Below are 26,966 nucleotides of genomic sequence, written 5' to 3' on the forward strand. Positions count from 1 at the left end.
CCTCGGCTGGAACTGTGTTTTTCATACGAGGCGTGCATCCCGCGAAAGCTGTCAACGCCACAACGAGTGGAATCGTCGCACAACCATTGACCTTCTGGCACCTGTTGAGCCACTCGTTCGTGCTTCAGCTTCTCCTGCTGTTAATCGTCAGCGTCTCCATAGGGACAGGAGCCATGTTTGAGGTGGCACTCCCGGCTCTGTTGCACAACCAATTGCACACGAGCGCCAGTGGCTATGGCGTGATAATGGCAGCCTTCTCTATTGGTACTGTTGCTGGCTCGCTGGCCGCTGGTGGACTGGGCAAGGTCCCGTATCGCTTAGCACTGAGTCTTGTCTGTTTTCTCATCGAAGCCGCGCTCGTCATCCTGCTCCCATTTATGGGAAGTGTGAGTATTGGGGTAGTGATCATGCTGGGAATGGGGTTACTCAATGGTCTGGTCGTGGTTACCGTGATGTCGGTCATCCAGGGTCAGCTTCCCATGCACCTCATAGGCCGCGTAATGAGCCTGATCTCCTTTGCCATTTATGGCCCGTATCCCATTTCTGTTGCCCTTGCAGGGGTCATTGTTCCACGCTATGGAAGCACTCCTGTCTTTCTTGCCGTCGGGCTACTGATAGGTGTCCCAGCGCTTGTAGGCTGCCTGCAACGCAGTTTTTGGCAACGAGGTGGGGTGAAATTGATCAGGTAGAGATGACCACTGCCAGTAGAGAAATCTGGTACAGTCCGAGAGGTTCATCTTAATAGAAGGAGGTTCAGGAGATATGAAAAACCATTCATCTGTCAGCTACTGGCCTCCTTGTTGTTTAAGTTCCTGAGCCACAAAACCCGTGCGGCTTCAACAGAGGAAAAGACGTTGAGATATCTCTTCCGCCGTAGCAGAAGCATCACGCCTCTGCTACGCGAGCGGTCTGCAATATGGGCAACACTCCCTCGTCTTAGTGCGAACCATGGTCTTCAAGTAGCATCATTTCCTCCTCCGTGAAGCGAATGCCTGCTGCGGCAATGTTCTCTTCAAGGTGCACACGTGAGGAGGTTCCCGGAATAGGAAGCATGATGGGTGAACACGTTAGTAACCAGGCTAGAGCAGTCTGGGCAGTTGTCGCATGATAGCGCTGCGCAAGGGCATCAAGGCGGCTTCCAAAGTGTTCAAATTGCCCCATGGCTAGAGGGAACGCGGGTATAAAGGCGATCTGTTCTCTGCGACAGACTTCAAATAGATCTTCACCTTGCCGGTAGGCAAAATTGTAAAAATTCTGGACAGAGACAATGGATGTCACCGCTTGTGCTTCACGAAGTTGTTGCAAGCTGACATTGCTGACTCCGATATGTCGAATCATCCCCTTGCGCTGAAGTTCAGCCAGAGTTCCCACAGCTTCTCCAAATGGGACATCCGCGTCCTCCATATAGCGGCAATGGACCAGGGGCAATGGGTCGAGACGCAACTGGCGGATATTTTCTTCGCAAGCCGCTCGGAGACGTTCCGGGCGCATATCTGCACTCCAGCTTTGATCTTTCCCCCGTTTAGCACCTACCTTGGTCGCAATCACGAGGCCCTCTGGATAAGGATATAGTGCTTCCTGAATGAAGCGATTGGCCACCTCTGGACCATAAAAGGCTGCGGTATCAATAAAATTGACTCCCAACTCGACTGCTCTGTGTAGAACTGCTTTCGCCTCTTCCGGGCTAGCAGGTTCTCCCCATACTCCCGGCCCAGGCAGTTGCATAGCCCCAAAACCGAGACGATTAACCACGAGATCCTTTCCTAACGTCAGTGTACCTGCGGCCCAAGCTGAAATGGTGTGCTGTTCTTCCATCTTCTCAAAGGTCATGGCTCTTTCCTTCTTTCTTCAAGAGGTCTGTAATACTTACAGACGTGATATACTTAAAAGTCTGACAGAAATAAGCTGATCGAGCCAGAGTCGCTTGATCGTAGGATTGAGAGTGTCAGGGAAAAGGAGTGCTGTGGAGAATGGAGAATGTCCAACGAAGAGAGATGCTTGCACAGTTTTTACGCACGCGTCGGGCTCGCCTCTCGCCGGCCGATGTGAATCTCCCAGTGGGACAGCATCGGCGCACGCCGGGATTACGGCGAGAAGAAGTTGCACATCTCGCTAATATAGGGGTCTCCTGGTATACCTCGCTGGAGCAGGGGCGTGATATTTCGCCGTCACCAGAGGTGCTTCACAGCCTTGCCATCGCCTTACGTCTCACTGCCGTTGAGCGTCAGCATCTGTTTCTCTTAGCGGGTCAGCCCTCCGCTTTTTCGGCTGCAAAGATTGTTGAGGAGGAGGATATCAGCCCCACAGTCTTGCGTCTTCTTGAGGATCTTAATCCCTCTCCCGCCTATATCATGGATTGGCGTTGGAATTATATCTGCTGGAACACTGCGGCTTCGGCTCTGGGTGTGACAAGGACATCGCCACCCTACGCTTCAAATATTGTCTGGCGCACCTTCACCTCTCGTCCAGAACCGGCAGAGTACGCTGACTGGGTGGCAATCGCGCAAAAGATCCTGGCAGAGTTTAGGGCAGAGAGTATGCAGTATGCTGACGATGAATGGCTCCAGCAGTTGATTGCGGATCTACACCGTGTCAGTCCTGAATTTCGCGAGTGGTGGTCGCTTCAGGATGTCCGTGAGCGAAGTGATGGAAAGAAAGCCTTTGACCATCCGCTTGTTGGACGCCTGCACTTTGAGCACACAACGTTACAAGTCGCTGCGCATCCTGGCCTGAAAATCATGATCTATCGGCCGCTTCCTGGAACTGATACGGCGAGCAAGCTCCACCGGTTATTCGAGATCAATATGTCTACAGAATCAGCAGTAAATTGGGTGAAATCAGCACGACTCTTGCGCGAATCTGACAAAACCAGTATGAAGAGTTGAAAAATGAAGCTTATAATGAAAGATCCTCATCAGCTGAGTTGTACCATGATCGCGCTAAAGCTGCGAATAGCCCAATCATATCTGACCACTGAGGAAGCAGTCAGAGACGGTCGGCTACCCATCCTGAAAGTTGCAGTACTCAGGTAAGGATGTGCAAGCGGCGCGCCTCAGCAATCGCCCTGGTTCGATTGCCTACACCCAGTTTGTTATAGATCTCGTGGACATACCATTTAACCGTCCCCGTCGTGAGTGTAAGGAGCGCGCCTATCTCACGATTCGTCTTGCCGCTGGCTAGCAACTGCAGGATCTCCAACTCGCGCTTACTGAGCTCGACCAGCGTCTCTCCCTGAACTCCCGGTAGTGAGAAGGCCAGGAGTAAGCGCTGACAATAGCGCGGCGCTATTCCTTGATGAGCTGCACGCTGCAGCAGGACGAACATAGCATGACCTTTATCTACAAAGGTGCGCACAAGCTCCTCAGCTTCGGCAAGAGCCAACGCGCGGGCTATAGCGCTCAGGGCACGCTCAAGTTGTCCCTGCTGCTGGAGGGTCAGCGCCTGCCAGGCGAGCAGATCAATGAGCTGCAAGATTTCTCCTTTAGCTTCGGTCTCTTGTATCAGCGGCTCAAGCAGTCGTTGGGCCAGCTCGGGACGCTTTTGCAGCAGTAGGAGCCGACTCAAAGCCAGAGCCGCATAGGGATGGAGGCAGGGATGTATTTCTAGATTAAAGCCGCGCTCACGAAGCCAGAGCTCAGCCCGCTCTATCTCGCCCTCGACCAGCCAGAAATGCGCCTGCAGGGTCTCTACCCGCTCGATGAGCTCTAACAGGCGCATGTCTTGCCGATTGGTCACCAGGTGCTGGCTGGCCGCCTTGATCTCATCGGTCAGGCCCAGAGCTATGTTCAGGGTATCGTGTGCGGCCTGAATATTAGTTCGGGCATAATGCACCTGAGCAAGCACGATATAGCCTTCGAGCAAATGCCGTATATGGGACCACTCTTTGCAGCGCTGCACGCTTTCCTGGGCATAGTACAGCGCATTATCGAGCTCGTTCCACTCGTACAACAGCTCACTGAGATACACCTGAGCCTTACCGGCTGAGAGCAAGGACGAACCACCTTGCTGAGCTGGCAAGGCGCCAAGCTCTAGCGCCCGATAATAAGTGTCGGCAGCCTGCCGAAGCTGGCCCTGGATTGCCTGCAATTTGCCAACATCGCAGAGAGCAGTCAAGGCGACAAAAAGATTGCCGCTATCCTGATTAAGCGCAACTGCCTTTTGGAGCATTTGCATAGCTGTCGCGGTCTCGCCGCGCATCTTATAAGTATCGCCAAGATTATGCAGGATTAGGCCGCGCAAGGCATGATCCTGGGGCGAAAGATACTCAAGCGCGTATTGTGCAGCATTTACCGCTTGCTCAGTATCGCCAAGATTGACAGAGACGGTTGAGCGTACTGTGGCGATCATGCCGCGCAAACGTGCTGGCGTAAGCGCCTCGCTTTCAACCAGGGCTAGCGCACTTTGCTCATGGGCCAGTGCGCGCTCGGCATCCTGCAGGCGTTCCTCAATGTCTTCAAGCTGGGTGCGCATAAGCAAGAGAAAGGCATAGGCAACCGAGAGAAAGGGGTGGGCACGCACTAGCGAGGTGGGTAAGCCGTCAAGCCACTGTTGCATCCGGCTAACTTCGCCGCGCATGAGCAGCGTCTCGGCGACCTGGATGATAAGCTGACTGGCTTGAGCAACATTGCCAGCGGCAAGGGCATGTTCAATCGCGGGCACGAGCATAGCATGGCTGGCCAGCCAGTTTGCCGCACGCTGATGGAGTTGTGGAACGTGTTCGGGCTGGGCCAGATGGAGGCGATGACGGAGGGCCGCGGCAAAGAGTTGGTGATAGCGATACCAGTGGCGCTCATGATCCAGGGGAACAAGAAACAGGTTGGCGCGCACAACGTTCTCCAGGATTTCTTGGGTGTTACCCCAGGGACAAAGGGCGCTACAGAGCGAGCCGTTTAGATCCGTCAGGATTGAAGTTTCCAGGAGGAAGCGCTGAACTGAGGGCGGCTGATGCTGCAATACTTCCTCAAGCAAATAATCAAGGATGTAGCGATCCTGGCCACTGAAGGTACGTACAAATTGCTCGCGCTGGTTATCATCGGCCATTTTTTGCAGAGATAGGGCCGCCAGTTGCAAGCCTGCCCACCAGCCCTCTGTGCGTCTGGCCAGAAGTTCGCTAGCGTTGGGGCTTAGATGCAGCTCGGCACAATCGCGTAAGAAGCTGGCAACTTCGCTCGGGCTACAGCGCAAGTCCGCGCTACGCAGTTCGAGGAGTTCGCCGGAGACGCGCAGACGTGAGAGGGGCAAGGGGGGATCGCTCCGGCTGGCGAGCACTAGATGAATGTGCACGGGCAAGTGCTCAAGCAGGAAGGCGAGGGAGGCATGGATTGTCTGATCCTGCACAAGGTGGTAGTCGTCAAGGATCAGAAAGCGGTCATGTTGCAGTTCGGCGAGGGCATTGATGAGCAGGGTGAGGATTGAGGGTATTGTTTGGGCTAACGGTGCATATGAAGAGTTCGATAGGGAAATGTGGGGTTCGGGATAAAGTTTGGCCAGTGCGGTTAGCAGGTAGTTCCAGAAGCGCGCGGGGTCGTTGTCGCTCTCGTCGAGGGTGAGCCAGGCTAGCGGGGCGTCAATTTGTTTGCTCCAGGCGCTCAAGAGGAGGGTTTTGCCTGAGCCGGCGGGGGCTGAGAGCAGGGTGAGTTTGTGATGGGCGCTCTGGGCGAGTTGGGCGATGAGATGGGGCCGCGGTAATAATTTGATGCGTGCGGTGGGAATGCTCAGTTTGGCATGCAAGATGGGGTTGATATTTGCTTCTCTTTGAGGGTCTTTTTTCTCTTTTGGTTCGATCCCCAACGGGTTCCTCTTTCCCTTTTGACTGTGGTAGGGAAGGAAGGGGTACGTTTGGGGCTCCGCCCCAAGCCCCGGTTAAGGGCGGTGGCCCTTAACAATCCCTTTTCTAGAAAACAGGAAAGTCCTCTCAGTTTCCTCAATCCCTGCCGGGTTCCTCTTTCCTTTTCTGACCTTGGCGAGCCTGGAGCGCTATCTTGGCATCCCATGGTTACAATCCCTGCCGGGCTCCTCTTCCTTTTCTGACTCCAGCGCGTTCGCCAGGAAGCTCGGTTGTTAGCCTGTTACAATCCCTGCCGGGTTCCTCTTCCTTTTCTGACTTTGTCGTATTGTAACTATCCGAGATGGTCTTGTTGTTACAATCCCTGCCGGGTTCCTCTTCCTTTTCTGACTGGATACCTTTTACCGTGTATAAAGACGGTAGCATAAGGTTACAATCCCTGCCGGGTTCCTCTTTCCTTTTCTGACCAGACTACAAAAGCTTATGCGACACTCCCATATTTCCACGTTCCAATCCCTGCTGGGTTCCTCTTCCCTTTCTGACTTTTGCAAAGAAGCTGACAAAATTATTCGTTTTCGGTTACAATCCCTGCCGGGTTCCTCTTCCCTTTCTGACTGCCCTTCTCTACTATAGCATGCAGGGCGGGTTTGTGTCTATATTTGCGAGGATCGCCAAAAAAAGTACCGTTTTCGGGCAGTCTTCTCCAGCTTTTCTAGCACGATTTGTTCTCGTTTGGCTTTTCAGGTGCTGCGAGCATCTCTGCTCAGCGATGCCGGCACACCACATGCTCGCGGATCTCCTCTTAAGATCGCCCTGTTTTGTCCCTTGTCTTGAATCAACAGATACCCCACGGAAGCTAAGGGAAATTGCGAGCCCCCCAAGCTGCTTGCTATCTTCGTTTTCTCAGGTGCGTTCATGGGCCGTGATACTCGCTGGCTGTGGGAACCCGCAGGATCTCCGGCCAGCGCGTGGTGTAGCGGGGCGAGAGTCGCTGCCGTTTCATCTCCCACGAGCGCTGCAGGCCCTGGGCGCCCCAGAAGAGCGCGCCACGCCCCACGTACTCGTTGACCAGATCCACAACGGCCATCAATCGCGCTTTGCGGGCCTCCTCTTCCCAGGAGAAAGCTCCGAAGAGATCGGGCTGCAGCACGTAGGATGGGCGCAGCTCGGAAAGATAGACGCCGGCCTTCTTGTAGCGGTAGCCGGGCCGATAGATCTGGCGGAGCAAGCGCTTAGTCGCCGTAATGAGCTCCGGGGTAAAGGCGCTGGGAAAGGGCAAGGTCAGTTCGGCGCTCCCGGCGTATTGCGCGCTCCCCCGCTCAAAAGGGTTGGTATGGATAAAAATACCTATGCGACTGGCCTGCAAGCGCTGTTTCCTGAGCTTCTCGCCGGCTCTGGCCGCATAGAAAGCAACGGCCTCTTCCAGCTCCTCCAGTCGCTCAATTGGACGGCCAAAGGAAAGCGAGGTCAACAGATCCTGGCAACGTTTGGCCTTGCTCGTGACCGGCGAGCAGCAGATCCCACGCAGTTCCAGGGCCGCCCGCTGCACCGTCACGTTCAACAGATGGCGCAACCAGCGATGATCGGCATACTTGAGCCCGCGCGCCGTCAGAATGCTTCGGCGCTGCAAGGCCTGGGCTGTCTGTCGGCCAATGCCCCAAACCTCCTGAGCATCGATCAGGCCTAAGTGTCCATCCAACTCCTCTTCTGAAAGATCGGCAAGATTCAGCACGCCGCGATAACCGGGAGCGTGCTTGACCAGATAACAAGCGATCTTGCTAAGCGTTTTGGTCGAGGCCAGACCGATCGAGACCGCAATGCCTGTGCGCTGCAAGACCTGCGCCCGGATCTGCTGGCCATAGCGGGTGACCTTTTCGGGAGGCAGAAAGGAGAGATCAAGCCAGGCCTCATCGATGGAATAGACTTCCATACGCTGACAAAAGGAGGCCAGCACCTGCATCACGCGATCCGAAAAATCCTGGTAGAGGGCATAGTTGGAAGAGAAGACCAGTCCATCATGCTGCTCCAGAAGGCAACGACAACGAAAATAGGGCGTTCCCATGGCAATACCCAGAGCCTTAGCGGCCTGGTTGCGCGCGACGACGCAGCCATCGTTATTGCCGAGCACCACTACAGGCTGATAGGAGTGCGCCTGGCGAAAGACGAGCTCGCACGACACATAGAAATTGTTGCAATCAACAAGGGCAAAGGTGCGTTGCATACAAGCTCCTCTTAGGGTCGATGGAAAGAAGAGCGGCGAAGCGTCTGCACAAGGGGAGAAGGAACCAGGGGATGGATGATCGCCGTCACCACTCCCCAGATCGCAAAATCCGTGTTCTCCTTGAGCACAAAGGGGGGATAGCGCGGATGCTCAGCTTTGAGCAAGCGGCGCTCCCCCTCGATCAGCAGGCGCTTAACCATCAGCGTGCCATGCAGCACCGCAACGATAATACTCCGATGCACCGGCTCCAGGGCGCGATTGACCACAAGCAGATCCCCATCATGTATTCCTGCCTCCTGCATCGAATGCCCCTGCACGCGCACAAAGAAGGTGGCCTCGGGATCAGAAACCAGTAGATCACCTAGATCAAGCCGGCGCTCCTCCCAGCCTGATGCAGGAGAGGGGAAGCCTGCTGCAGCGGGAAAAAAGACGGAGACGTTACTCATGGACCATTGAAAGACCTTTCTGTGTAAGCTGCTGTTGCTGGAGATATAGAACATTTATTCTATATCCAGTTGAAAGCAGTATACTCAGAAACCAAGCGAGCTGTCAAGATGACAGAACAGGCCCCAATGGCACAACCTGCAGCTATCGGCGCGGGAAGGAGACGAGAGCATCAGTCATACAACCCACCTCCTTTAAAAGGCTGCACCAGGACTGAGAATTGAAAGCCAGCCTTCCTCATAAACTTTTGACCTCCTGACGTACGTAGGATTCTGTCAGGAAATAGCAGTGGCGAGACGGATCGTAGCGAAACGGAATATGGCGCTGCAAAAGCCACATATACAGGTGGTGAAAAGTGGTAGCGATCTGCAGCCGCTTCTCTGAGGGTAACGCGACATCGTAGGCGCGATGAGCTCGATTCAACTGTTCCAGCACGTTCAAAACGTCTTGCTGGGCAGGTGAGCTTTGTGCAGTACGTTCGTTAGTCATAACTCACTATCCTCCCTTTCGACCATAGTGGGCATCCATCTTCGGTATACACTGCCAGTGGCAGTGCCCAAAGATCTTTACTTCTCAGCTACATTGTAATGTGCTTACCTAATAAGCATCTCCTTCCCCCTTTACTCGCTTGACATCTTTTATCATGTAATGTCATACTCAAAAAGGGATCACCAAAGGCTGAGTATCGAGAAAGCGCTCCGTCTTTTCGCCCTCTCAATAGAAGCATAGCATAGGAGAAACGCATATGGAGAACCTGGAACAGGAATCAACTTGTAAGGAGAAACAAGCGTAGACAATAAGCATAGCCTTCGCTACAATAGCGAAAGATGGGTGAGAATACAGGTTGCAAGTTCGGAGAAGGGAATATGGATGCTTTATTCTATTGGGGCGAGGGTGGTCAATATGGTCCATATCACGCACAAAGAGATGGTTGGCCTAATGCCGGCGAAGTACAGCGCGACTATCGCGAGAAGCGGAGATTGAGTGCTACCGAGTTCGCCGAGTGCTACAGCGAAGCATTACAAAAGCTTGGCAAACAGAACAAAAAAGGCAAAGCAGGCGCGCAAGGAAAGATATCAGGGACCTGGATACTCAATATGGAGAAGCAAAACAGGGTCCCAACCGATATTGAGCGCCGGCGCATTATTGCAGAATTGCTTGACATTCCACCAATCCTTTTGGGGCTCGCAACGCTTCAGGATGTGATTCTACAACCACAAAAGGAGATATCAATGCAACCAGCAGGCCCTCATATCCTGAACAAACTAGCTACAGATCTCACAAAATACGAAAAGAACGTTCGGGTTGCCCTACATATCCATCGCACAAGCAGTGCTCAAGGCCTGCTCCACGATATCAACACCGAACTCCAGGACCTCAAGAAGCTCGCAAGCCAGGCCAAAGGCAACTTTCTCTCTCAAGTGAGAGAATTATTGCTGAGTAACAATCTCCTCGCCACAAGAATCATGAAAGATGCCAGAGAGTATGCGCTTGCTTATATGTACGCCAATGATGCTGTACAGGTGGCCAGGAGCATGGATGATGCTGATCTTATTGCGACTGCTTACTACATGCGTGGGTGCGCAAAAGCTGAATGGGGGCGACGGGGCACAGTCAAGCAGGGCATTTTTCAGCTTGAGCCCGCTAAAATTCAAGAGGCCATTCTGGACTTTCAAAAAGTTCTTGCCCTGGCCCATAAAAAGCGGGGGCGCATTCACCCGCAGCTTGAGGGCTTTACCAAACTGCAGCTCAGCCGCGCATCAGGTATGCTCAAAGAGGGGGAGCGCGATAGCAGGATTGCCCAGGCCCTCACGATGTCTGAAGAGGTCGCTGATGTCGTGGGCGCCGATCCTATCGATGACTTCTACACGCGTGCGCTCATCACGGGCACATTATCAGGTTTACATATGGGTGGCTACCACCTTGGGCGCGCCGAGACATTCAATGCCGTTGGACTGCATGGGAAAGCGCTTAACGAACTAAACCATGTGAAAAAGCTTACCGAAGGGACCTATGGCGGTGACGAGACGCGCTATCAGGCCTGGTTTGATGTGCTCATGGCCGAATCGCTAGTGGGGCTGAAAGACTATTCCGAAGCGACGGAGCGAGCCAGGAGCGCTCTGCTCATATTTCATAACATCCATTCGCTGCGCAATATTGCCTCGATTAAGGATATTTATAGCAGGATTGCGGCCAGCAGCTACGGCCCATCAGCAGATGTGAAAGAGCTAGGCGCTATGCTCAAAGAGTGGTACAAAGACGAAGGGTAAACTTGGCGGCTGCCCATCGTAGATCATCACTGCCCCCTAGATGCGAAAGAGAAGATGTTGGGGAACGCTTGCACCTGCCAACATCAGGGGTTATACTTTTAGAGAAGTGTTGGGGAACATTTCTCCTTTTCTAGTCAGGGAGTAGCATGGCAAAAACGCGACAAGCAGCACTGATCTGGTCCCAGGAAGATCAGCAGTATCTCTGGTGTGATGAACACGCTACGGACGCAATTGATGTACGCGAGAGGCCAGAAGCGTGGCTTACGCGTCTGGCAACATCCACCTCGTTCTCTTTTCAGGGACGTGAGGGACACCTCACGCTGCTCAAAGAAGCGCGGCCAAGAGGAGGGGATGGATACTGGTATGCCTATCGGCGTCAGGGAAAACGCACGGCCAAAAAGTATGTTGGGCGTACAACTAATCTAAGCGCTACCCGCCTGGAACAGATGGCCCGCGCGCTCTGGTATCCGGCGGAGCAGAGAAACCGAGATCACTCCAACGAAGTTGGCGGAGGAGCAGCCAATGGAAGGGAGTGGCGAACGAGCAATATGGTCGAGCAGCAACAAACCAACGTATCGCCTATACCTCAGCTTCCTTTGCTTGTTCCTAAATTCCATTTGCCTCCTTTGCATCCGGGACTGGTTCCACGCGAGCGCTTGCTGACGCAGCTTGATCGTGCGCTGGAGCACAAGTTCACGCTGGTATCCGCGCCGGCAGGCTTTGGCAAAACCACGCTGGTGCGTCAGTGGGTAGCCCAACGGAGCACGCAGCCGCATGTTCCTCCGATGGCCTGGGTCACTCTAGATGGAGGCGATAACGATCCTGTGCGCTTCTGGCGCTATCTGATGACCGCCTGCCAGGCCTTTGGCGATAATATAGCTCAAGAAGCCCTGATGCTGTTGCTTAGCACGCCGCAGCCGCCGTTTGAAGCATCGCTCACCGAGGCAGCCCTCACGATATTTCTCAACGCGCTGGCGCAACGTGAGCAGGGAGGAATCTTGCTGCTTGACGATTACCAGGCTATCACCTCCCAGCGCATCCAGCAAACCATGACTTTTTTCCTCGCGTATCTACCTGCCAACATTCATGTCGTGATGATGACGCGCAGCGATCCACCATTTCCCCTGGCCCAACTGCGTGCTCGCAACGAGCTCTGCGATGTGCGCTCCTCGGATCTGCGCTTCACACAAGCAGAGATTTCGGCCTTTCTCCAACTAGAGCTGTCTGTTCCGCTCGCACCGGAGGTTGCTCAGTGCGCCAATGCTTATCTGGAAGGCTGGGCAGCCGGGCTGCGCCTGCTCCTGATTGCGCTGCGGGAGCCTGCCGCACCGCGAGAGATTGAGCCTCTTTTAAAAGTCCTGGCGGGCGGAAAGCCGGCGCTACAGGACTATTTTATTACTGAAGTGTTCAACACGCAACCGGAGCCCGTGCAGCGCTTTTTGCTTCAGACCAGCGTGCTTACGCTTTTGACGGGATCGCTTTGTGAAGCCCTCACGGGAGCACGCGAGAGCGAGCAGATCCTTGAAACAGCAGCCCGCGCAAATCTTTTCCTCGAACCGCTGGGAAGCCCCACGCGGCATCCGTCACCGGCTCAGCAGTGGTATCGGTATCATGGGCTCTTTGCCGAAACTATGCGAGCCGAGGCGCGGCGACGCCTGGGTGAAGAGAAAATTCGTGAGCTCTCTGCACAGGCTAGCTTGTGGTACGAAGCCCATCATCTCCTGACGGAGGCCGTCGAATCCGCACTCTATGCGCAGGACTACCTGCGGGCGGCTGCCTTGATTGAGCTGATACTGCGAGAGCCGCCTACAGCTTATCAGGCCAATGAATATCACACCCTGTCCACCTGGCTGCAACAGCTGCCCGAGGCGCTTCTCGCCGGGTCGCCCGCGCTCTGTCTTGGCTATGCCCGCGCGCTCTTATATCGAGCAGAAGCCTGGAGGCTTTCGCCAGCCACGCAGGCTCTGCTTGAGAAATTGTTCAAGATGGCAGAGGAGCGCTACCAGGCAGAGCACGATCTGCCACGATTGGGAGAGGTCTTTGCCTTCCGTTCCCTGGCTGCCTGGAGGCGGGAAGATGCTATAGAGGCCGCCAACTATGCCAGGCAGGCGCTTGCCTGGTTACCGGAAGAGCAGCAGGTCTGGCGCGCCCTGAGTCTTGGTGTAGTAGGAAAAGTTGAGCTGCTCTATAAGGGACGCGTGGAGGAGGCACAAGAGATGCTGGAGGAAGCATGTGCATGGTGTGAGGAGACGGACCAGAGACACGCCAGGCTCACGCGTGCAACAATCAATATCCTTGCTCACGCACTTTTTGAGCAGGGGAAGTTGCATCGTTCCTACGAATATTACCAGAAGGCGCTTCATAAGGCCAAAGAGGAATACGTCCATAGAGACATCATGGCGCATACGCTTTGTGGCCTGGCCCGCATCTCCTATGAACGCAATGAGCTAGAGCAGGCTCGGCAGCAAGCGGAAGAGTTGCTAGCCATCGGCAGGGATCTAGCCCTGGAGTATCATGAAGTGCAGGCAAGTTTGCTGCTGGCTCGTATTCAGCACGCACAAGGTGAGACCACAGGTGCACGCCAGCGCCTTGATACGCTGCTAGCTCGGCTACCTGCCACGCAACTTGACTCCGCATGGCCATTATCTCGCGAACTTCTGATCCTGCAAGCCCGCCTGGCGCTAGCAGATGGTGATCTGCTGGCGGTGCAACGCTGGATTGCTAGTCTGGAGCAGGCTGATAGCACGCAATTCCCCTTCGCTAGCGAGCAGGAAATGCTGATGCTTGCGCGCTGGCATCTTACCCTGGGCAGAAAAGAGGTAGCCCTTGGACTGTTACAAGACCTGTTGCAGGAGGCCCAGAAGGCGGGGCGCAGGCATAGCACCTTTGAGGTTCTGGCACTTCAGACCCAGGCCTACGCAGAACACGAGCAGCAGGCGCAGCAAATTCTTCTGGAATTGCTGGCCCAGACCTGCCCAGAAGGATACCTGCGCCTCTTCCTGGATGAGGGAGAGGCCATGGCAGCCCTCTTGCGCTCCCTCGTGCTGCACGTACGCGAGCAGCCTGTACTTGCCTCTCTTCAGAGCATCATACGCGCCTTCCCCGGATCGTCGAGCAAGCTCGCATCATCTCCGGCTACGCTTCTGGCCGAGCCTTTGAGTTCCCAGGAGCTACGCGTCCTACACCTGCTGGTTCCCGGTCGCTCCAACGCCGAGATTGCCGGCGAGCTGGTCGTCTCCGTCAATACGGTACGCACTCACATACAGAACATCTATCGCAAGCTCGATGCTCATAATCGCGCCGCGGCCATTGAGGTCGCGCGCCAGCTCCATCTCATTTCATAAGATAAACGTTGCAAACTCTATTCAAAAGTTTGCAAAACAGCTGCAAAAGATATCTTTTGGAAGTGCTGCCTTCATCGCGCTGCGGCGCACTCCGGGGCATGATTTTCTGCTGATCGCGCTAGTGGTCATCTGCCGTGGCGCGTTTGCTGCCTACCGTTTCCCAACAGATCCCCTACAATCATGCCGCCGATCATCTTTATGGATGATGCCGGCTCGCCTCCTAGAAACTACACTCTTGAGAGACGCACACAGGTGTGTCTTCTACGAAAAAGAGTTTTCAAGGAAGTTCCACATGGACCAGAAAGACAAGATCCATGCAATTTCCCTACCTTTGACCTGGAGGTGCTTGTCATGATAGTTGTTACTGCCCCTACGGGCCTGATCGGCCATCAAGTGCTTAACAATCTGCTCGCCAGCTCCGAGCCGATCCGCGTAATCGTACGCGATCCCTCGCGCCTTCCCGCGCACATACGTGATCGTGTTGAGGTCGTGCAAGGATCGCATAGCAACCCCGACGTCGTTACCAGAGCCTTCGCCGGGGCCGATGCCGTGTTCTGGCTGGTCCCGCCTGATCCCCAGGCAGAGAGCGTGCACGCAGCCTACGTGGACTTCAGCCGACCGGCATGTGACGCCTTCAAGAGTCAGGGGGTCAAGCGAGTGGTTGGCGTCTCAGCCTTCGGTCGTGGGGCAGCTGTGTCCGGGAACGCTGGCTATGTCACTGCATCGCTGGCTATGGACGACCTGATCGCAAGCACGGGAGTTGGTTACCGTGCTCTGGCAATGCCCGGCTTCATGGATAACCTGCTCCATCAAGTCGAATCGATCAAGAACCAGGGCATGTTCTTCGACATAATATCCGGGGACCTCAAGCAGCCAACCTGCGCCACCCGCGACATCGCCACAGTTGCCACCAGCCTGCTGCTCGATCACACCTGGAGCGGAGTCGCAAGTTGCCCGGTACTTGGCCCCGAGGACCTTTCCTACAACGACATGGCACAGATCATGTCCGAAGTGCTGGACAAGCCAGTGCGCTACCAGCAAATCGCAGGCTCGGCATTGAAGGCCATGCTGACCGGCTCCGGGATGTCCAACGCTATGGCGCAGGGCATGCTCGATATGATGATGGCCTACGATCAGGGACTCGCCACCGCCGAGCCGCGTACGCCCGAATCCACCACCCCTACGAGCTTCCGTCAGTGGTGCACGGAAGTGCTTAAGCCAGCCGTCCTGGCTTGAGCAACGTCATAGCAAACGAAAGGACTACCAGATGACTGAAATTGCAACAAACAAAGCGCCTCAGCTCTCTAATGAGCAAATCAATGACATGCTGCAGCAGATTGCCGATGGGTACGGTCAGCAGCGACGGTCCCCAGTCATGCATACACCTGCAGAGCTGGGCCTCGACTACGAGAACGTCACATTTCCATCCCGCGACGGCGTTCCCCTGGAGGGCTGGTTCATCCCGGCAGCCGGGTCTAACAGGCTGATTATCGCCAATCACCCGCTGGGCTTCAGCCGATCAGGACTGCCCACGCAGTTCGAGCCCTGGCACTCACAATGGGCGCCCAGCGGAAATGGTTTCGAGATCAACTTCATTCCTGACTACAAGATCCTTCATGATGCCGGATACAACGTCCTGGCCTACGACCTGCGCAACCATGGTTTCAGCGGCGCGGCCAACGGCGGCATAGCGTCAGGTGGCATTTTTGAGGCCCGCGATGTCGTTGGCTCGCTGCAGTATGCGCGCAGCCGCGCCGAGACGCGGGATATGGCGATTGGCCTCTTCAGCCGCTGTCTGGGCTGCAGTTCCACATTCTCAGCGATGGCACAATTTCCCGAAGCATTCAACGATGTGCGTTGCCTGGTCGCACCCCAACCCGTATCGACACAGATCATTATGCAACGTCGGCTGGCTCTGGCAGGAGTTGCGGCTGAGCGCATCAAGGATCTGGAACAGCGCATCATATTGCGCACGGGCCTGGGGTTTGCAGCCAGAAACCCGAGGGAGTGGGCGAAACATGTCTGCATCCCTACGTTCCTCTACCAGGTACACGACGACATCCTGACGCAGCCGAGCGATGTGCAGACCATGTTCGACAACATTCCCATCGCTGAGAAGCAACTGCTGTGGATCTACGGCACTACAGCCCGCTGGGATGGCTATGTTGAGTTCCAACGCCGCCCGCAGCCTATGCTTGAGTGGTTCGCGCAATATATGTCCTGATCAGCTCTATCTAGCAGCCTGCCCGGCAAGACAGTGCAAAATGAGATCGGTCATCTGCTCGCTGAAGGACGCAAGATCTGCCTGGGTGGCTGCTGGGAGCAAGGTGGAAGTTGCCAGCCAGCGAAAAAGTATCGGCCCGATCAGCAGATCAGTAACAAGCTGTAGATCGAGATCCTGGCGAATTTCGCCACGTGCTTGCGCTTTCTCCACCATTTGCACGAATTGCTGGAAGCGCGGCAGAGCCAGTTGCGCCACAAATACCTGAAACACGGCGGGATTGGCCTCACATTCACTCAGCAGCCGGAGATAGAGTGGCCGGATCAATGGCCTGTTCTGAAGGCTCTGCCAGGCGGTTCGATACATGCTGATCAGGTCAGCGCGCAAATGCCCGGTATCGATTACAGGCATGTCCGCCTGAAGATTGCGGATAGCCTCGCTCACCAGAGCTTCTTTTGAGGACCAGCGCCGATAAATAGTCTTCTTGCCAACAGCGGCACGCGCGGCTACCTGCTCGATACTCATGGCCTGCAAGCCCACCTCGGCCAATATTTCCAGGGTGGCATCGAGAATAGCCTGGTGGGCCTCTTTACTGCGCGGTCGGCCGGGCTTACGACGCGGTTCATCTTCGCTACTCTCAGGAATGCTTCTCATCGTTTGTACATCTCTTCCTCGTGCTAAATTGTCTTTATACTCGGCTCATCGATTTGCGCAATGGAGAGAGGAGCTTTCTTCCTCTCTCACACCTACCTCTCCTTTGTCAGGCTCGCTTCTATCATGTGCCGCATCTGCTCCTGAGCCTCAGGACCCAGAACACCGAGCGCGCTCAGCAAGTTGGCCAGCGGGTCAGGGTTCGGCAATGTCTGCATAGCGCGGGTAAGGTCATATATGCTCCAACGCTGATCGCTGCGAATTTCCTCCCCAAGTGACCAGCCATGATATCGAATGACAGTGCCACCATGCAGGCTGAATACTTGACCGTTGAAGGGGCAATCGGCCATGCAGAGATAGGCAACCACAGGTGAGACGTTTCCTGGATGGAAAGGATCAAACTGTCCGTCCTGAGTGGCCCCACCAATACCAGGTAAGTCAACCGTAGCGCGTGTCCTGGCGCGGGAGGGAGCTATGCAATTTACCCGCACATGGTAAGGTTGTAGTTCGATGGCGGCGACGATCGTCATGGCCGCCACTCCGGCTTTCGCTGCCGCGTAGTTCACTTCAGTGGGCAAAGGATTGTGTAAGCCCGAACCTGATGAGGTGTTGACAATAGCTCGGTCGACCTGAGGATGCGCCCTGGATTGCTCACGCCAGTAGAGCGCAGCCCAGTGGGAAACGGCGAATGTTCCCTTGAGATGTACCGCGATGACCGTATCGAACTCCTGCTCGCTCATGTTGAGCAATAGCTCATTGCGCAAAATGCCAGCATTGTTGACAACGACGTGCAGATCACCGAAGGCTTCCACTGCGCTGCGGATCAGGCGCTGTGCCCCTTGCCAATCGGCGACGCTATCAGTATTGGCAACGGCTTCCCCACCAGCTGCTCTGATCTCATCAACTACTCGTTGAGCAAGGCTGCTGTCTCCACCTGAGCCATCGACGGCAACCCCCGGATCATTGACCACAACCTTAGCTCCCTCGGAGGCAAAGAAGAGAGCATGCTCTCGACCGATCCCTTGACCTGCCCCAGTGATGATAGCAACTCGCCCAGCCAGACTTCCCATAATGATAGTTCCTTTCATTTGTATACGACCCTGTGTCGTATTCATTTCAACTAAAATATAGCACAGAACGTGGGAATACGCAAGCAGATGGATACTATCGAGGGAAAAAGAGCGGATTGAATAACTTCCCACTTCAAGCCCTTCCAATAAAGAAACATTGCCTGATAAGTGCAACCATAAAGTTGCACACTGAGGCTAAATGTGGTAATATTAGTGCAACCGATCGGTTGCATCAGGAAGGAGTTATACATGGAACCCGTTGTGATTGAACGGAGCATTGTCGTTAAAGCCGACCGTGAGCGAGCCTGGAAGGCCATCACCACGCCCGAGCTCATTGAGAAATGGTTTGAGCCAATCTATTTTGAACGCTTAGCCGTTGGTGAGGCCCTGACCTTTACCTGGGGTGGTAAAGGCTCAATTGCCCTTGTTGAGCCCATGGAACGCTTTGGCTTTCGCTGGCAAAGCGCGAAACCCCATCCAGCACAGACCTTAGTAATCTTTGTCCTGGAAACTGTCTCCGAAGGGACGCGCATCACGGTCACGGAACAGGGCTTTGAGGCGCTACCAGAAGAGATTCGTCAGGCCCACTTCCAGCAAAATACGCAGGGATGGGAGAAAGAGCTGGGCGAGCTCAGCGCTTACTTGCAGGGATAAAGCGATGATGGAGATCGAAGAGCGTGTGTTCACAGCTCTGGCAGATACAACACGGCGACAGTTGATAAGCACGCTGGCACAAAGCAGTCCCAAAACGGCGACCCAGCTTGCGCGCGAATTTCCGATCAGCCGGCAAGGGATCTTAAAGCATCTCGATTTGCTGGCTCAGGCCGGATTAGTGCGCGTACAGACGAGTGGACGCGAGAAGCGCTTTATACTCGATCCCACCTCATTGCAGGCCGCCAGCACCTGGATTGAGACAATTGGCAAACAGTGGGACGAACGTTTACAGCGGCTTAAAACTCTGCTTGAAGATGAAAACATATAATGCAATACAAACGACATAAAGCTTGAAGGGAGCGATAGTTATGAGCAACTTACAGATCACGCAAGCCCCAGCTGCCCATACGGCAATGCTGATTCGTAAGCCAGTTGCAGAGGTATTCGAAGCCTTCATTGATCCAGCCATTACAACTAAATTCTGGTTTACCAAAAGTAGCGGTCGGCTAGAGCCGGGCAAAGAGGTTCAATGGACCTGGGAGATGTACGATGTCTCCACGCAGGTAAGTGTGAAAGCCATCGAAGAGAACAAGCGCATCCTTGCCGAATGGGCTGGTTACAACAATCCCACACTGATCGAGTGGACCTTTACGCCACACGGCGACAATGCAACTTTCGTCAACATCACAGAGACTGGCTTCAGTGGCAATGGAGATGAACTTTTCACACAGGTAGTAGATTCGACCGGCGGCTTCTCCTGGGTACTCGCAGGGCTCAAGGCGCTGCTAGAACATAACGTCACCCTGAATCTCGTCGGCGATCGCCATCCCACGCAGACTATCGCTTAAAATGCGCGGAGGGGCTAGCGCGAGCTGGCTCCCTCCACAAACCCTCTTACCTGGCCGCAACGGCAAAAACTACGCTCTTGCGCTATTAAACAGCATGAATATTGGCAGTTCATCACTTTTTGTGTGGCATTAACCCGTGGGATTGAAAACTTTCACATCAAGTATGCGCTGCCAGATAGTCAAGCCAGGTTTGAATAGAGCGCTTATAGCCATCTGGCATCCGCATTTCCCGCAAGATTGGAAGGCTATGTAGTCCCACGGCCTTATGCTCCTGGCTATGATGCACACGTGTGAAAGGCTCAGGATAACAGCCATAGGTGAGGATCAAGACATTAACGCCCTCGCTGATATGATAGATCCAGGCATCCAGCAATGGTCCAATGGTAGCCTTTATGCCAAGCTCCTCCTCTATTTCTCTGAGCACGCAGGCTTCGGGAGTCTCGCCAAGTTCAAGCTTGCCGCCCGGCAGTTCCCACTCATTGCGCTCGTTTTTGAGCACCACAACTTTCCCATCCTGGCAAAGAACTCCCTTTACCGAGACGGGAAAACGATAAGCTAGATTATCCCCTGATGGGAATGAAGAAGGCATTGTCTATTCCCCATACTGCTTATGATGCTTTAAATACATTCCAAATAACGATAATAATATGGAGTTTACCGTATCACTTGTAGTATAGCATATAGCAAGCTTATAAACAGAGGATATCGTGGCGTTGCCTTAAAGCAGGTATCCCAGGGCGAGGCAGAGATAGAGAGGTTACAGCTCTCCACACCGATTTAGATCAGGCGATTGCATCCAAGTGCTCTGATCCCAGCAGGTATCATAGCAAGTAGAACAGGTTTTAACACAAGTCGAGGTATAGGTATCATAGCCGCTAGCATCGGCCTTTCCTCGCTGCACAATTCGAACGTCAAGCTCAAACAGATTCTCGTCATCCCTGCCCTCGACCATCTCCACTTGCCTCGTCACATCCATCTTCTTCTCCGCTCCGTTACAAACAATTTATTATTTCTGCAGCAAAAGGTTCTGCTCTTTATATTATACACCTAAGCCCTATATCGGGCACATCTCCCCTTTTCGAGAGCATAGCGGCCATGCCAGAAAGGCCAGATCATCATCTTTTCAATCCCTAACGGGCTTACCATTCCGATGAAGTTTTAGAATGCAAGCAGCCAGTGGAGTGGGTCCTACAATCCCTCCAGGGCTCAGTTCTCTTGCTTCCCGTGATGCTGTTAAGATAGCATATCAAACCATTGCCGGCAAGGGTTTTGGGCCTTCTCGCCCAAATGGTTAGTTTTAAGGCAGGCTTTAATCTGGCCAACCCCTGGCCATTTCTCCCCGATATACGGCTTTCCCATTCTGCTTGTTCCGCTGCAGTCAGGCGGCGAAGAGTTCGGTTAAGGGCAAATCCGCTAGGTCGCGGCGCCCCCTTAACAATCCCTTTTTTGGAGAATGGGAAAGCTCTACTGATATCTATACTTCGCCCAATCCAGGCAAGCAATCAGGTAATATAGAGAGACATGAAGGAAAATGAGATAACTTTGTGATGGCGATCTTGCGCACAACGTAGAGGAAAGCGAGCAGCACATTATGGGAAAACCAGTCTTAGTTATTGTCAATGGCTTGCCAGGAACTGGAAAAACTACACTGTCCAGGCGCCTGGCTGCCGATTTAAAACTTCCAGTCTTTGGCCGGGATAGCCTGTATGAAACCCTCTATGACGCCCTTGAAGGTCAGGCCAATGATCGTCAGTCCAGGCTGGGCCATGCCTCATTCGCCCTTCTCTACCATGTCGCCGATACCATTCTGGCGGCCGACAAATCGCTGATTGTAGAAGGGTTTTTCGGGAACATTGAGCTACGCAGCGCCGAATTTCTCCAGCTGCAACAGAGGACCGATCTTGCGCCTTTGCAAATTCTGTGCCACGCCGATGGGGAGCTTCTTCTAGAGCGTTTCCTGGCCCGCATGGAATCCAGCGAACGCCATGGCGGCCATCAGGATCGCAAATGGCTCGAACAACACAAAGAGAGGCTCCTGCGCGGTCAACTGGCCCCCCTCAAGCTTGCAGGCCAGCTTCTTGAGATTGACACCACAGCTCCCCATAGCTCTGCCTATGCCAAACTTTTGGGGCAAGTGCAGAGAGTTCTCGCCAATGGGCACAGCCTTTGAACATCTCGCCCTCGGTGTGTGGCATGACCAGAGCAATTGGCCAGGGACCTGTCACTACGCTCCTTGCTGGTAAATTAGCTTTTGAGGGAAAAGGTATAGGAAGATGGTGGAAATGAGCTAGCATTTTCTAACGGCTCCTTTAGCCGTTCAAGTGAAGTCTGCTCCAACCCTCCAATGTCACACCAGCCCTCCATAATAGACAGAGCAAAGTGCACAACAACCGCGCCAGCCATCATAAGAGACCGGCAAGGCTGCAAAGATCGGGGGCAAGCGGCTCTTTGTATCTCAGAAATAAGAACATGTTCTTTAACCAAAGGACAAGCGGACATACTTACGACATGCACTGAAGGAAAGGGTAAAAGAACCATGAGCGATTTGAAGAGCTTCAACAGTCAAATCATTGAGGAATTTCGCCGCTGGGAAGGGAATGTGGGAGAGATCAACGAATTCTATAAGGACGCCTCATTGCTTCTATTAACCACGACAGGCAGGAAAAGTGGAAGGCAGATAACAACCCCGCTGGCATATCGGAGAGACGGCGAGCGCCTGATCTTGATAGCCGCCAACGTCGGTAGTACGAAGCAACCTGATTGGTACTATAACATTCTGGCTCAGCCTATGGTTACAGTTGAGCTGGGAACAGAGAAGTTTCTCGCCAGGGTAAGCATTTTGGAAGGTGCTGAACGCGAACGTTTCTTGAGGCAGGCGCAAGCAGAATGGGACGAGTCACGTGAAAACTACCCCGAATTACCGCCATTTCCGGCAGAGACAGAGCGCCGGGTTCCGATAATCGCCCTCACCTTGAAGCGGGCCTGAACTACCTGCACAGCGCCTGGCAGCTTTTTTGGCGCCAGGTAAATAAACTGCAAGCGCTGCATGCCTACTTCTCAGAGCAGCACAACGCGCTGGCACCTGGCTCATTTATGCTAACGGCTCCTGAGCAAATGGCTAACACCTTTGCTCAGGTTCTGGTTCGGGCGAGATCGAAAACTTGCTGACATTACTAGGAAGGAAGATGCCGGTCAGGCATAAAAGTCTGGGAGCTGCTTGAGCCTTGCCCATTGTGGCGTATCGTGCCCAAAGACGACAAGGGAAACACGCCGCTGCTCAACCAGGTCCAGCAATTTACGCGTGCTAGCAATCGCCTCCTCTCCATTGTCATCAGTTGGCCCGGTGTCTCGATTAGGCACAAAATGCTGCTCTATGGCCACAGCATCAATGGCCAGTAGCACAAGCCCGGTTTGCGGAAGCGTGACGAGCACCACCTGATGACCGGGAGTATGACCCCTCGTCTCGATAAGTTCGAGGCCAGGCAAAAGCTGTACATCACCATTCACAAACTGGAAGCGCGAAAGTGGCTGGTCCCACTGGGAACGGGTTACGGCCAGGCGTGGAATACCGGCAAGCGCTGCCTCGTGCTCCCGACGCTGAACAACGAGCCGGGCGTTAGAAAAGGCCGCCAGGTTGCCCGCGTGATCCACATCATAGTGCGTACAGATCAGCAAATCAATGTCAGATGGCTGCAGACCCAGCATGGCCAGTTGAGCAAACACATCTTTCTCGTAGATGATATGCAGCTCTCGCCCTACGGCATCTACTATCGTCTCTTCAGTTTTATCGGTGCGAGGAAAACCGGTATCAATCAAAATGTTCTGACCATCCGTGGTCTGCACGAGATAACAAACAACCGGTATGGAAAATTGGCCTAAGTCAATCGTGGCGACCCGCATAAGATAAAGCCGCTGCGGGCTCACTGGATTAGCAGACATCTGTTTATCCTTTCGCATATATTGCACACTTCAGACAAAATGAGCAATATCTGATCAATAGTCAGCTATTCAAGCATGAATCAGGCCTGAGCGAATAATCAGGCAAATTCTCTATAAGCAGTGTAGCACGCCCACCACTATAGAGAAAGCACAAAATTATGCTCATAGCATAGATCAATCGCTACCATGCTATGAGCATAGCTGCAAGAATGGGAAAGCCAGGCTCGGGCCGTAGGCAAGGCAATCCTCCTGCCAGAATACATGCAAACGAGATATAATAGCCGCACGACAAATATCGATAACGTTGAGGCTATCATAACGTAATGGAAGCGCATATGGCCCGACCTGAATGTAAGCCCGGTGAGCATCTTTGGCCGCTGCGCTCCTCCGAAGAAAATGGCCAGCAGTCAAGAATAATCTATACAGAACAAGCTATTTTTGCTATAGTATAGACAAATGTTCTATTTCTGCAAAGTAAGGAAGATTTGAACTGATGCAAGACGATTCAGTAGACAGACTACGCAAGATCTGCCTGGCCTATCCCGAGGCCAGCGAGCAAGGAGAGATAGGAGATCCGCCTTTTAAAGTGCGAAACAAGATTTTTGCCATGGGCAGCAGCAGAGATGGCCGCCCTGCGGTATGGTGCAAAGCCCCTCCCGGAGCCCAGGCGGTCCTCGTACAGGCCGAACCTGAGCACTACTTCATCCCTCCATACGTCGGCCGCTATGGCTGGATTGCCGCCTGGCTCGACCGCGAAGTTGATTGGGAGATAGTGGCAGATCTCATAGACACAAGCTACCGCATGACGGCCCCAAAGCGCCTCTTAGCTCAACTTGAGTCCAGATAAGATACCTCTGGGCGGGCCGTAATCTTGCTTGACCGTGCGCTTCCGGATGACGCGCCGCGAAACGCACAGTCAACACCACAGTTTAACCTGATTCCTGGCACGCTTGGATCGCAATGCCGAAAAGAGAGCCATCGAAAAGCAAAACAAGTCTTCAAAGCTCCCTTTCTTTATACCGAGTATACGTCAACTATTGCCACTCCTGAAGCCTCAAGCGCAACAGAGCTCGGGCACGGTGAAGGCGACTTTTGACGGCCATCACGGTAATGCCGAGTTGGGCCGCAACCTCTGTTGCAGGCAGCTCTTCAAGATCGCGCAGGAAAAAGACTTGCCGATGTGAAGGTTGCAGCGTCGCAAGAGCCTTAGCGAGATCATAGCGTAGCGCAACCTGGCGTTCGGTATCCACATCGGATGGGACCATTTCTGGAAAGGCGCTACTTGCCCCTATTCGCCGCATATATTTGAGCAGCCGAGGGATTCAGTTTTCTCCAAACCGTTTTATCTCACACGTGACTTTGAAGGGGCAATCCTCTTAAGAATCGTCTTTACCAGCACGCGTCCTTTGAGAGAAGTCAGATCTGATTTTGGTAATCAAGACACAGGCAAAGCAGTATTGTTGGTACCTGACGCTTTAAAGACCACAAAAGATTTTTCCTCAAAACATCTAAAAAGCCCATTATATTCATATAAACTCTTCTATTAAGCACATATACACCTTTTCCTTGACGATTGCATGCTTTAAGTCATATACTCAAGAAGCTCGCAGAGCCTGCGGATAAATGCTGCTTTGTTATTTTTGACGCCTTAGCGCTCCTGGCCCTTCGTTTAATGAGTATGGGATCAGCAGGATCACCGCCTTCCGATACCAGTATTTCGATACAGAAGAAGCTGAACCCTCCCAGGGTTTCAAGCTTAAGGGACAAAGCGGGAATCAAGGACAAACCTCTTTGCCTCCTTTAGCACTTTGGGCGCCTGAGAAGTCAAGACAACAGCAAACTGCATCTTCCTTTTTAGCAGTGGCAACCCTCAGCCACAAGGAGAAATGCACTATGCAACTTAAACGCCATCTCACCACCTTCAGTCTACTCGTCATGGGCGTTGCGGGTGCGGTGGGAACGGGAGTGCTCTTCAGCAACGCGGGAATGACAGCCATGGCTGGTCCCTCAGTAGTGCTAGTCTGGATCATTGGAGCCATTTTCTACACATTTATTGGCTTCACCTTTGTCGAACTTAGCCTCATGTATCCCGAGGCAGGCGGGCCCTCGCGCTATAGCCTCTACTCCCATGGCAAAGTAGCCAACCTGATTAATGCGCTCTCCGACCTGATCTGGTATCTATTCGTGCCGCCGGTCGAGGCACTGGCAGCGGCCGAGGGGCTCAATCTTATCTATCCCCACCTGGTAAACACCCAGGGCAACCCTACAACCCTGGGAGCCATTGTTGCAGTTATCATCATGCTCCTCTTCTTCCCTTTCAACTACTTTGGCATCAGAGCATTCAGCCGTTCAACTAACGTGCTAGGTATTATCAAGCTTGCTATCTATGTGCTTATCGGGCTTGGCTTTCTGGCCTTTGCCCGCTTCGGAAACTTTGGGGCCTTTGGTGGCTTTGCCCCTTTCGGTGTAAGTGGAATCTTTGCGGCCATCCCGCTCGCGATGTTCGCCTTTGGCGGCATTCGCGTGCTACCCGACTACGCAGAGGAAACGCGCGACCCTAAACAGCTGAAAAACTCGATCATCTTGACGATCATCGGTCAGACGATTGTCTATATCCTCTTTGCTCTTGCCTTTATCGCCTCGCTCAACTGGTCACAGCTAGCGCTTCAGGCCGGCGCCTGGAAAGACGTTGCCAAGTTGCCCGGCAATCCCTTCCTGGTCATCGCCCAGCACAGCAATGCGCTCTGGCTCATCGGTCTTACTACGATTATCGCCATACTGGGTCCGTTTGTGACTGGCTATATTTATCAAGGAGCCGGCACACGTGTACTGTTCGCCATGAGCCGCACAGGGTTTGTAAGCGCACGCATGAAGGAACTGAGCGAGCGCTATTCGATTCCTGCGGCCGCGCTGATTGTTTTCACCATTGTTGGCGTTATCGTAGCCTATATTGCGGCTCCGCTACCCTCCATCTATAGCCTGATCACCGATGCCGTCGTGGCCGGCTATATTGGCTTCGCCATTAATCCAGTAGTGATGCTGGCTCTCAGACGAGAAGGCCGAACCGGTACGGTAAAGGGGGGCGCAGTTATCGCAACGCTGGCCTTTGCTGCCGCCTCGCTGATTGCTTATTGGAGTGGCTGGCCCTCAGTTCCTTACGCAGTTATCCTGCTGGCCATCGGGGTTATCGCTTTCGGGCTACTCTATAAGGTGCACGAAGGCTTTGGCAATGCGATCTGGTATATTTGCTATATTCTCTTCCTGACACTGATGACCTATATTGGCAGTGTCGGCGCGCTCAAGCTAGTCAGCTTCAATATAGGAAGCCTTATCGTAGTGCTTGTCTCAGTCGTAGTCTTTCTACCATGGGGTGTAGCCTCGCGATTGAAGCACGTGGAAGTGCGCGCGGCTGTGGCCGAAGGTTGAGCGCGCACATACGCTCTTCTCTTGTTCGGCTCATCTCCTTTGAGAGTCCTCTCTCAAGAACGCTCAGCAGGGGCGCAGTGACGCCCTGCTGAG

24 protein-coding genes are annotated in these 26,966 nt (G+C 53.7%); 13 read left to right on the forward strand and 11 right to left on the reverse strand.

Annotated features, from left to right (window positions below):
• Window positions 1-14: 14 nt before the first annotated feature.
• Window positions 15-689 (forward strand): MFS transporter, encoded by a 675-nt coding sequence (locus EPA93_RS06305; RefSeq protein ID WP_129886234.1) that lies wholly within the window; start codon window positions 15-17, stop codon window positions 687-689.
• Window positions 690-936: 247 nt separating this feature from the next.
• Here the strand turns inward: EPA93_RS06305 and EPA93_RS06310 are convergent, their stop codons facing one another.
• Window positions 937-1,830 carry an aldo/keto reductase gene (locus EPA93_RS06310; protein WP_242527334.1) on the reverse strand — a complete coding sequence of 298 codons (894 nt, stop codon included), beginning with the start codon at window positions 1,828-1,830 and terminating at the stop codon, window positions 937-939.
• Window positions 1,831-1,970: 140 nt separating this feature from the next.
• Here EPA93_RS06310 and EPA93_RS06315 point away from each other — a divergent pair, with 140 nt between their 5' ends.
• Entirely contained in the window at window positions 1,971-2,885 is a 915-nt protein-coding gene (locus EPA93_RS06315; protein WP_129886235.1) for a helix-turn-helix transcriptional regulator, read from the forward strand.
• Between the two features lie 139 nt (window positions 2,886-3,024).
• Here EPA93_RS06315 and EPA93_RS06320 read toward each other — a convergent pair whose 3' ends face one another.
• The 4 genes from EPA93_RS06320 to EPA93_RS06335 all read right to left on the reverse strand — a co-directional run bounded on the left by EPA93_RS06320 (window position 3,025) and on the right by EPA93_RS06335 (window position 8,939).
• Complete coding sequence (locus tag EPA93_RS06320) at window positions 3,025-5,790, reverse strand: winged helix-turn-helix domain-containing protein (protein ID WP_129886236.1); 2,766 nt, start codon at window positions 5,788-5,790, stop codon at window positions 3,025-3,027.
• Between the two features lie 908 nt (window positions 5,791-6,698).
• On the reverse strand, window positions 6,699-8,006 hold the full coding sequence (locus tag EPA93_RS06325) for a Y-family DNA polymerase (RefSeq protein WP_129886237.1): 1,308 nt from the start codon (window positions 8,004-8,006) through the stop codon (window positions 6,699-6,701).
• An 11-nt stretch (window positions 8,007-8,017) separates the two neighbouring features.
• Entirely contained in the window at window positions 8,018-8,452 is a 435-nt protein-coding gene (locus tag EPA93_RS06330; protein WP_129886238.1) for a LexA family protein, read from the reverse strand.
• A gap of 235 nt (window positions 8,453-8,687) precedes the next feature.
• On the reverse strand, window positions 8,688-8,939 hold the full coding sequence (locus tag EPA93_RS06335) for a hypothetical protein (RefSeq protein ID WP_129886239.1): 252 nt from the start codon (window positions 8,937-8,939) through the stop codon (window positions 8,688-8,690).
• A 377-nt stretch (window positions 8,940-9,316) separates the two neighbouring features.
• On the opposite strand from EPA93_RS06335, the gene EPA93_RS06340 reads away from it, so the two are divergent.
• From EPA93_RS06340 to EPA93_RS06355, 4 genes are all read left to right on the forward strand, one after another.
• Complete coding sequence (locus EPA93_RS06340; protein WP_129886240.1) at window positions 9,317-10,720, forward strand: hypothetical protein; 1,404 nt, start codon at window positions 9,317-9,319, stop codon at window positions 10,718-10,720.
• Between the two features lie 146 nt (window positions 10,721-10,866).
• Window positions 10,867-14,064, forward strand: coding sequence for a DUF6788 family protein (locus tag EPA93_RS06345; RefSeq protein WP_129886241.1), 3,198 nt, complete (start codon window positions 10,867-10,869; stop codon window positions 14,062-14,064).
• 351 nt (window positions 14,065-14,415) lie between these two features.
• Window positions 14,416-15,300: an NAD(P)H-binding protein gene (locus EPA93_RS06350; RefSeq protein WP_129894449.1), complete on the forward strand. Its 885-nt coding sequence runs from the start codon at window positions 14,416-14,418 to the stop codon at window positions 15,298-15,300.
• A gap of 31 nt (window positions 15,301-15,331) precedes the next feature.
• Window positions 15,332-16,288 carry an alpha/beta hydrolase gene (locus tag EPA93_RS06355; RefSeq protein ID WP_165422916.1) on the forward strand — a complete coding sequence of 319 codons (957 nt, stop codon included), beginning with the start codon at window positions 15,332-15,334 and terminating at the stop codon, window positions 16,286-16,288.
• 6 nt (window positions 16,289-16,294) lie between these two features.
• Here the strand turns inward: EPA93_RS06355 and EPA93_RS06360 are convergent, their stop codons facing one another.
• Both EPA93_RS06360 and EPA93_RS06365 read right to left on the reverse strand, forming a co-directional pair.
• The gene (locus EPA93_RS06360; protein ID WP_129886242.1) at window positions 16,295-16,939 is read right to left on the reverse strand and encodes a TetR/AcrR family transcriptional regulator; all 645 of its coding nucleotides are present in this window, start codon (window positions 16,937-16,939) and stop codon (window positions 16,295-16,297) included.
• Between the two features lie 92 nt (window positions 16,940-17,031).
• Entirely contained in the window at window positions 17,032-18,006 is a 975-nt protein-coding gene (locus EPA93_RS06365) for an SDR family NAD(P)-dependent oxidoreductase (protein WP_129886243.1), read from the reverse strand.
• 249 nt (window positions 18,007-18,255) lie between these two features.
• On the opposite strand from EPA93_RS06365, the gene EPA93_RS06370 reads away from it, so the two are divergent.
• The 3 genes from EPA93_RS06370 to EPA93_RS06380 are packed head-to-tail and all read left to right on the forward strand — an operon-like array spanning window position 18,256 to window position 19,508.
• The gene (locus EPA93_RS06370) at window positions 18,256-18,660 is read left to right on the forward strand and encodes an SRPBCC domain-containing protein (protein ID WP_129886244.1); all 405 of its coding nucleotides are present in this window, start codon (window positions 18,256-18,258) and stop codon (window positions 18,658-18,660) included.
• Window positions 18,661-18,664: 4 nt separating this feature from the next.
• Entirely contained in the window at window positions 18,665-18,988 is a 324-nt protein-coding gene (locus EPA93_RS06375; protein WP_129886245.1) for an ArsR/SmtB family transcription factor, read from the forward strand.
• 40 nt (window positions 18,989-19,028) lie between these two features.
• Window positions 19,029-19,508: an SRPBCC family protein gene (locus EPA93_RS06380; RefSeq protein WP_129886246.1), complete on the forward strand. Its 480-nt coding sequence runs from the start codon at window positions 19,029-19,031 to the stop codon at window positions 19,506-19,508.
• Window positions 19,509-19,665: 157 nt separating this feature from the next.
• Here the strand turns inward: EPA93_RS06380 and EPA93_RS06385 are convergent, their stop codons facing one another.
• Window positions 19,666-20,097 carry an NUDIX hydrolase gene (locus EPA93_RS06385; protein WP_129886247.1) on the reverse strand — a complete coding sequence of 144 codons (432 nt, stop codon included), beginning with the start codon at window positions 20,095-20,097 and terminating at the stop codon, window positions 19,666-19,668.
• 168 nt (window positions 20,098-20,265) lie between these two features.
• Complete coding sequence (locus EPA93_RS06390; protein ID WP_129886248.1) at window positions 20,266-20,478, reverse strand: hypothetical protein; 213 nt, start codon at window positions 20,476-20,478, stop codon at window positions 20,266-20,268.
• Between the two features lie 621 nt (window positions 20,479-21,099).
• Between EPA93_RS06390 and EPA93_RS06395 the strand changes: the two genes are divergently transcribed.
• Together EPA93_RS06395 and EPA93_RS06400 are read left to right on the forward strand one after the other, a co-directional pair.
• Window positions 21,100-21,678 (forward strand): P-loop nucleotide/nucleoside kinase family protein, encoded by a 579-nt coding sequence (locus tag EPA93_RS06395; protein ID WP_129886249.1) that lies wholly within the window; start codon window positions 21,100-21,102, stop codon window positions 21,676-21,678.
• 366 nt (window positions 21,679-22,044) lie between these two features.
• Complete coding sequence (locus EPA93_RS06400; RefSeq protein ID WP_165422917.1) at window positions 22,045-22,494, forward strand: nitroreductase/quinone reductase family protein; 450 nt, start codon at window positions 22,045-22,047, stop codon at window positions 22,492-22,494.
• A gap of 206 nt (window positions 22,495-22,700) precedes the next feature.
• On the opposite strand, the gene EPA93_RS06405 is transcribed toward EPA93_RS06400, so the two are convergent.
• On the reverse strand, window positions 22,701-23,447 hold the full coding sequence (locus tag EPA93_RS06405; protein WP_129886251.1) for an N-acyl homoserine lactonase family protein: 747 nt from the start codon (window positions 23,445-23,447) through the stop codon (window positions 22,701-22,703).
• 493 nt (window positions 23,448-23,940) lie between these two features.
• Between EPA93_RS06405 and EPA93_RS06410 the strand changes: the two genes are divergently transcribed.
• Window positions 23,941-24,294, forward strand: coding sequence for an MmcQ/YjbR family DNA-binding protein (locus EPA93_RS06410; protein ID WP_129886252.1), 354 nt, complete (start codon window positions 23,941-23,943; stop codon window positions 24,292-24,294).
• Window positions 24,295-24,481: 187 nt separating this feature from the next.
• Here the strand turns inward: EPA93_RS06410 and EPA93_RS06415 are convergent, their stop codons facing one another.
• A complete protein-coding gene (locus EPA93_RS06415; RefSeq protein WP_207229462.1) occupies window positions 24,482-24,712 on the reverse strand; it encodes a sigma-70 family RNA polymerase sigma factor in 231 nt (76 codons plus the stop codon).
• A 628-nt stretch (window positions 24,713-25,340) separates the two neighbouring features.
• Here EPA93_RS06415 and EPA93_RS06420 point away from each other — a divergent pair.
• Window positions 25,341-26,873 (forward strand): APC family permease, encoded by a 1,533-nt coding sequence (locus tag EPA93_RS06420; protein WP_129886254.1) that lies wholly within the window; start codon window positions 25,341-25,343, stop codon window positions 26,871-26,873.
• Window positions 26,874-26,966 lie beyond the last annotated feature (93 nt).

Origin of the sequence: Ktedonosporobacter rubrisoli, from assembly GCF_004208415.1 — a bacterium.
GTDB lineage: Bacteria > Chloroflexota > Ktedonobacteria > Ktedonobacterales > Ktedonobacteraceae > Ktedonosporobacter > Ktedonosporobacter rubrisoli.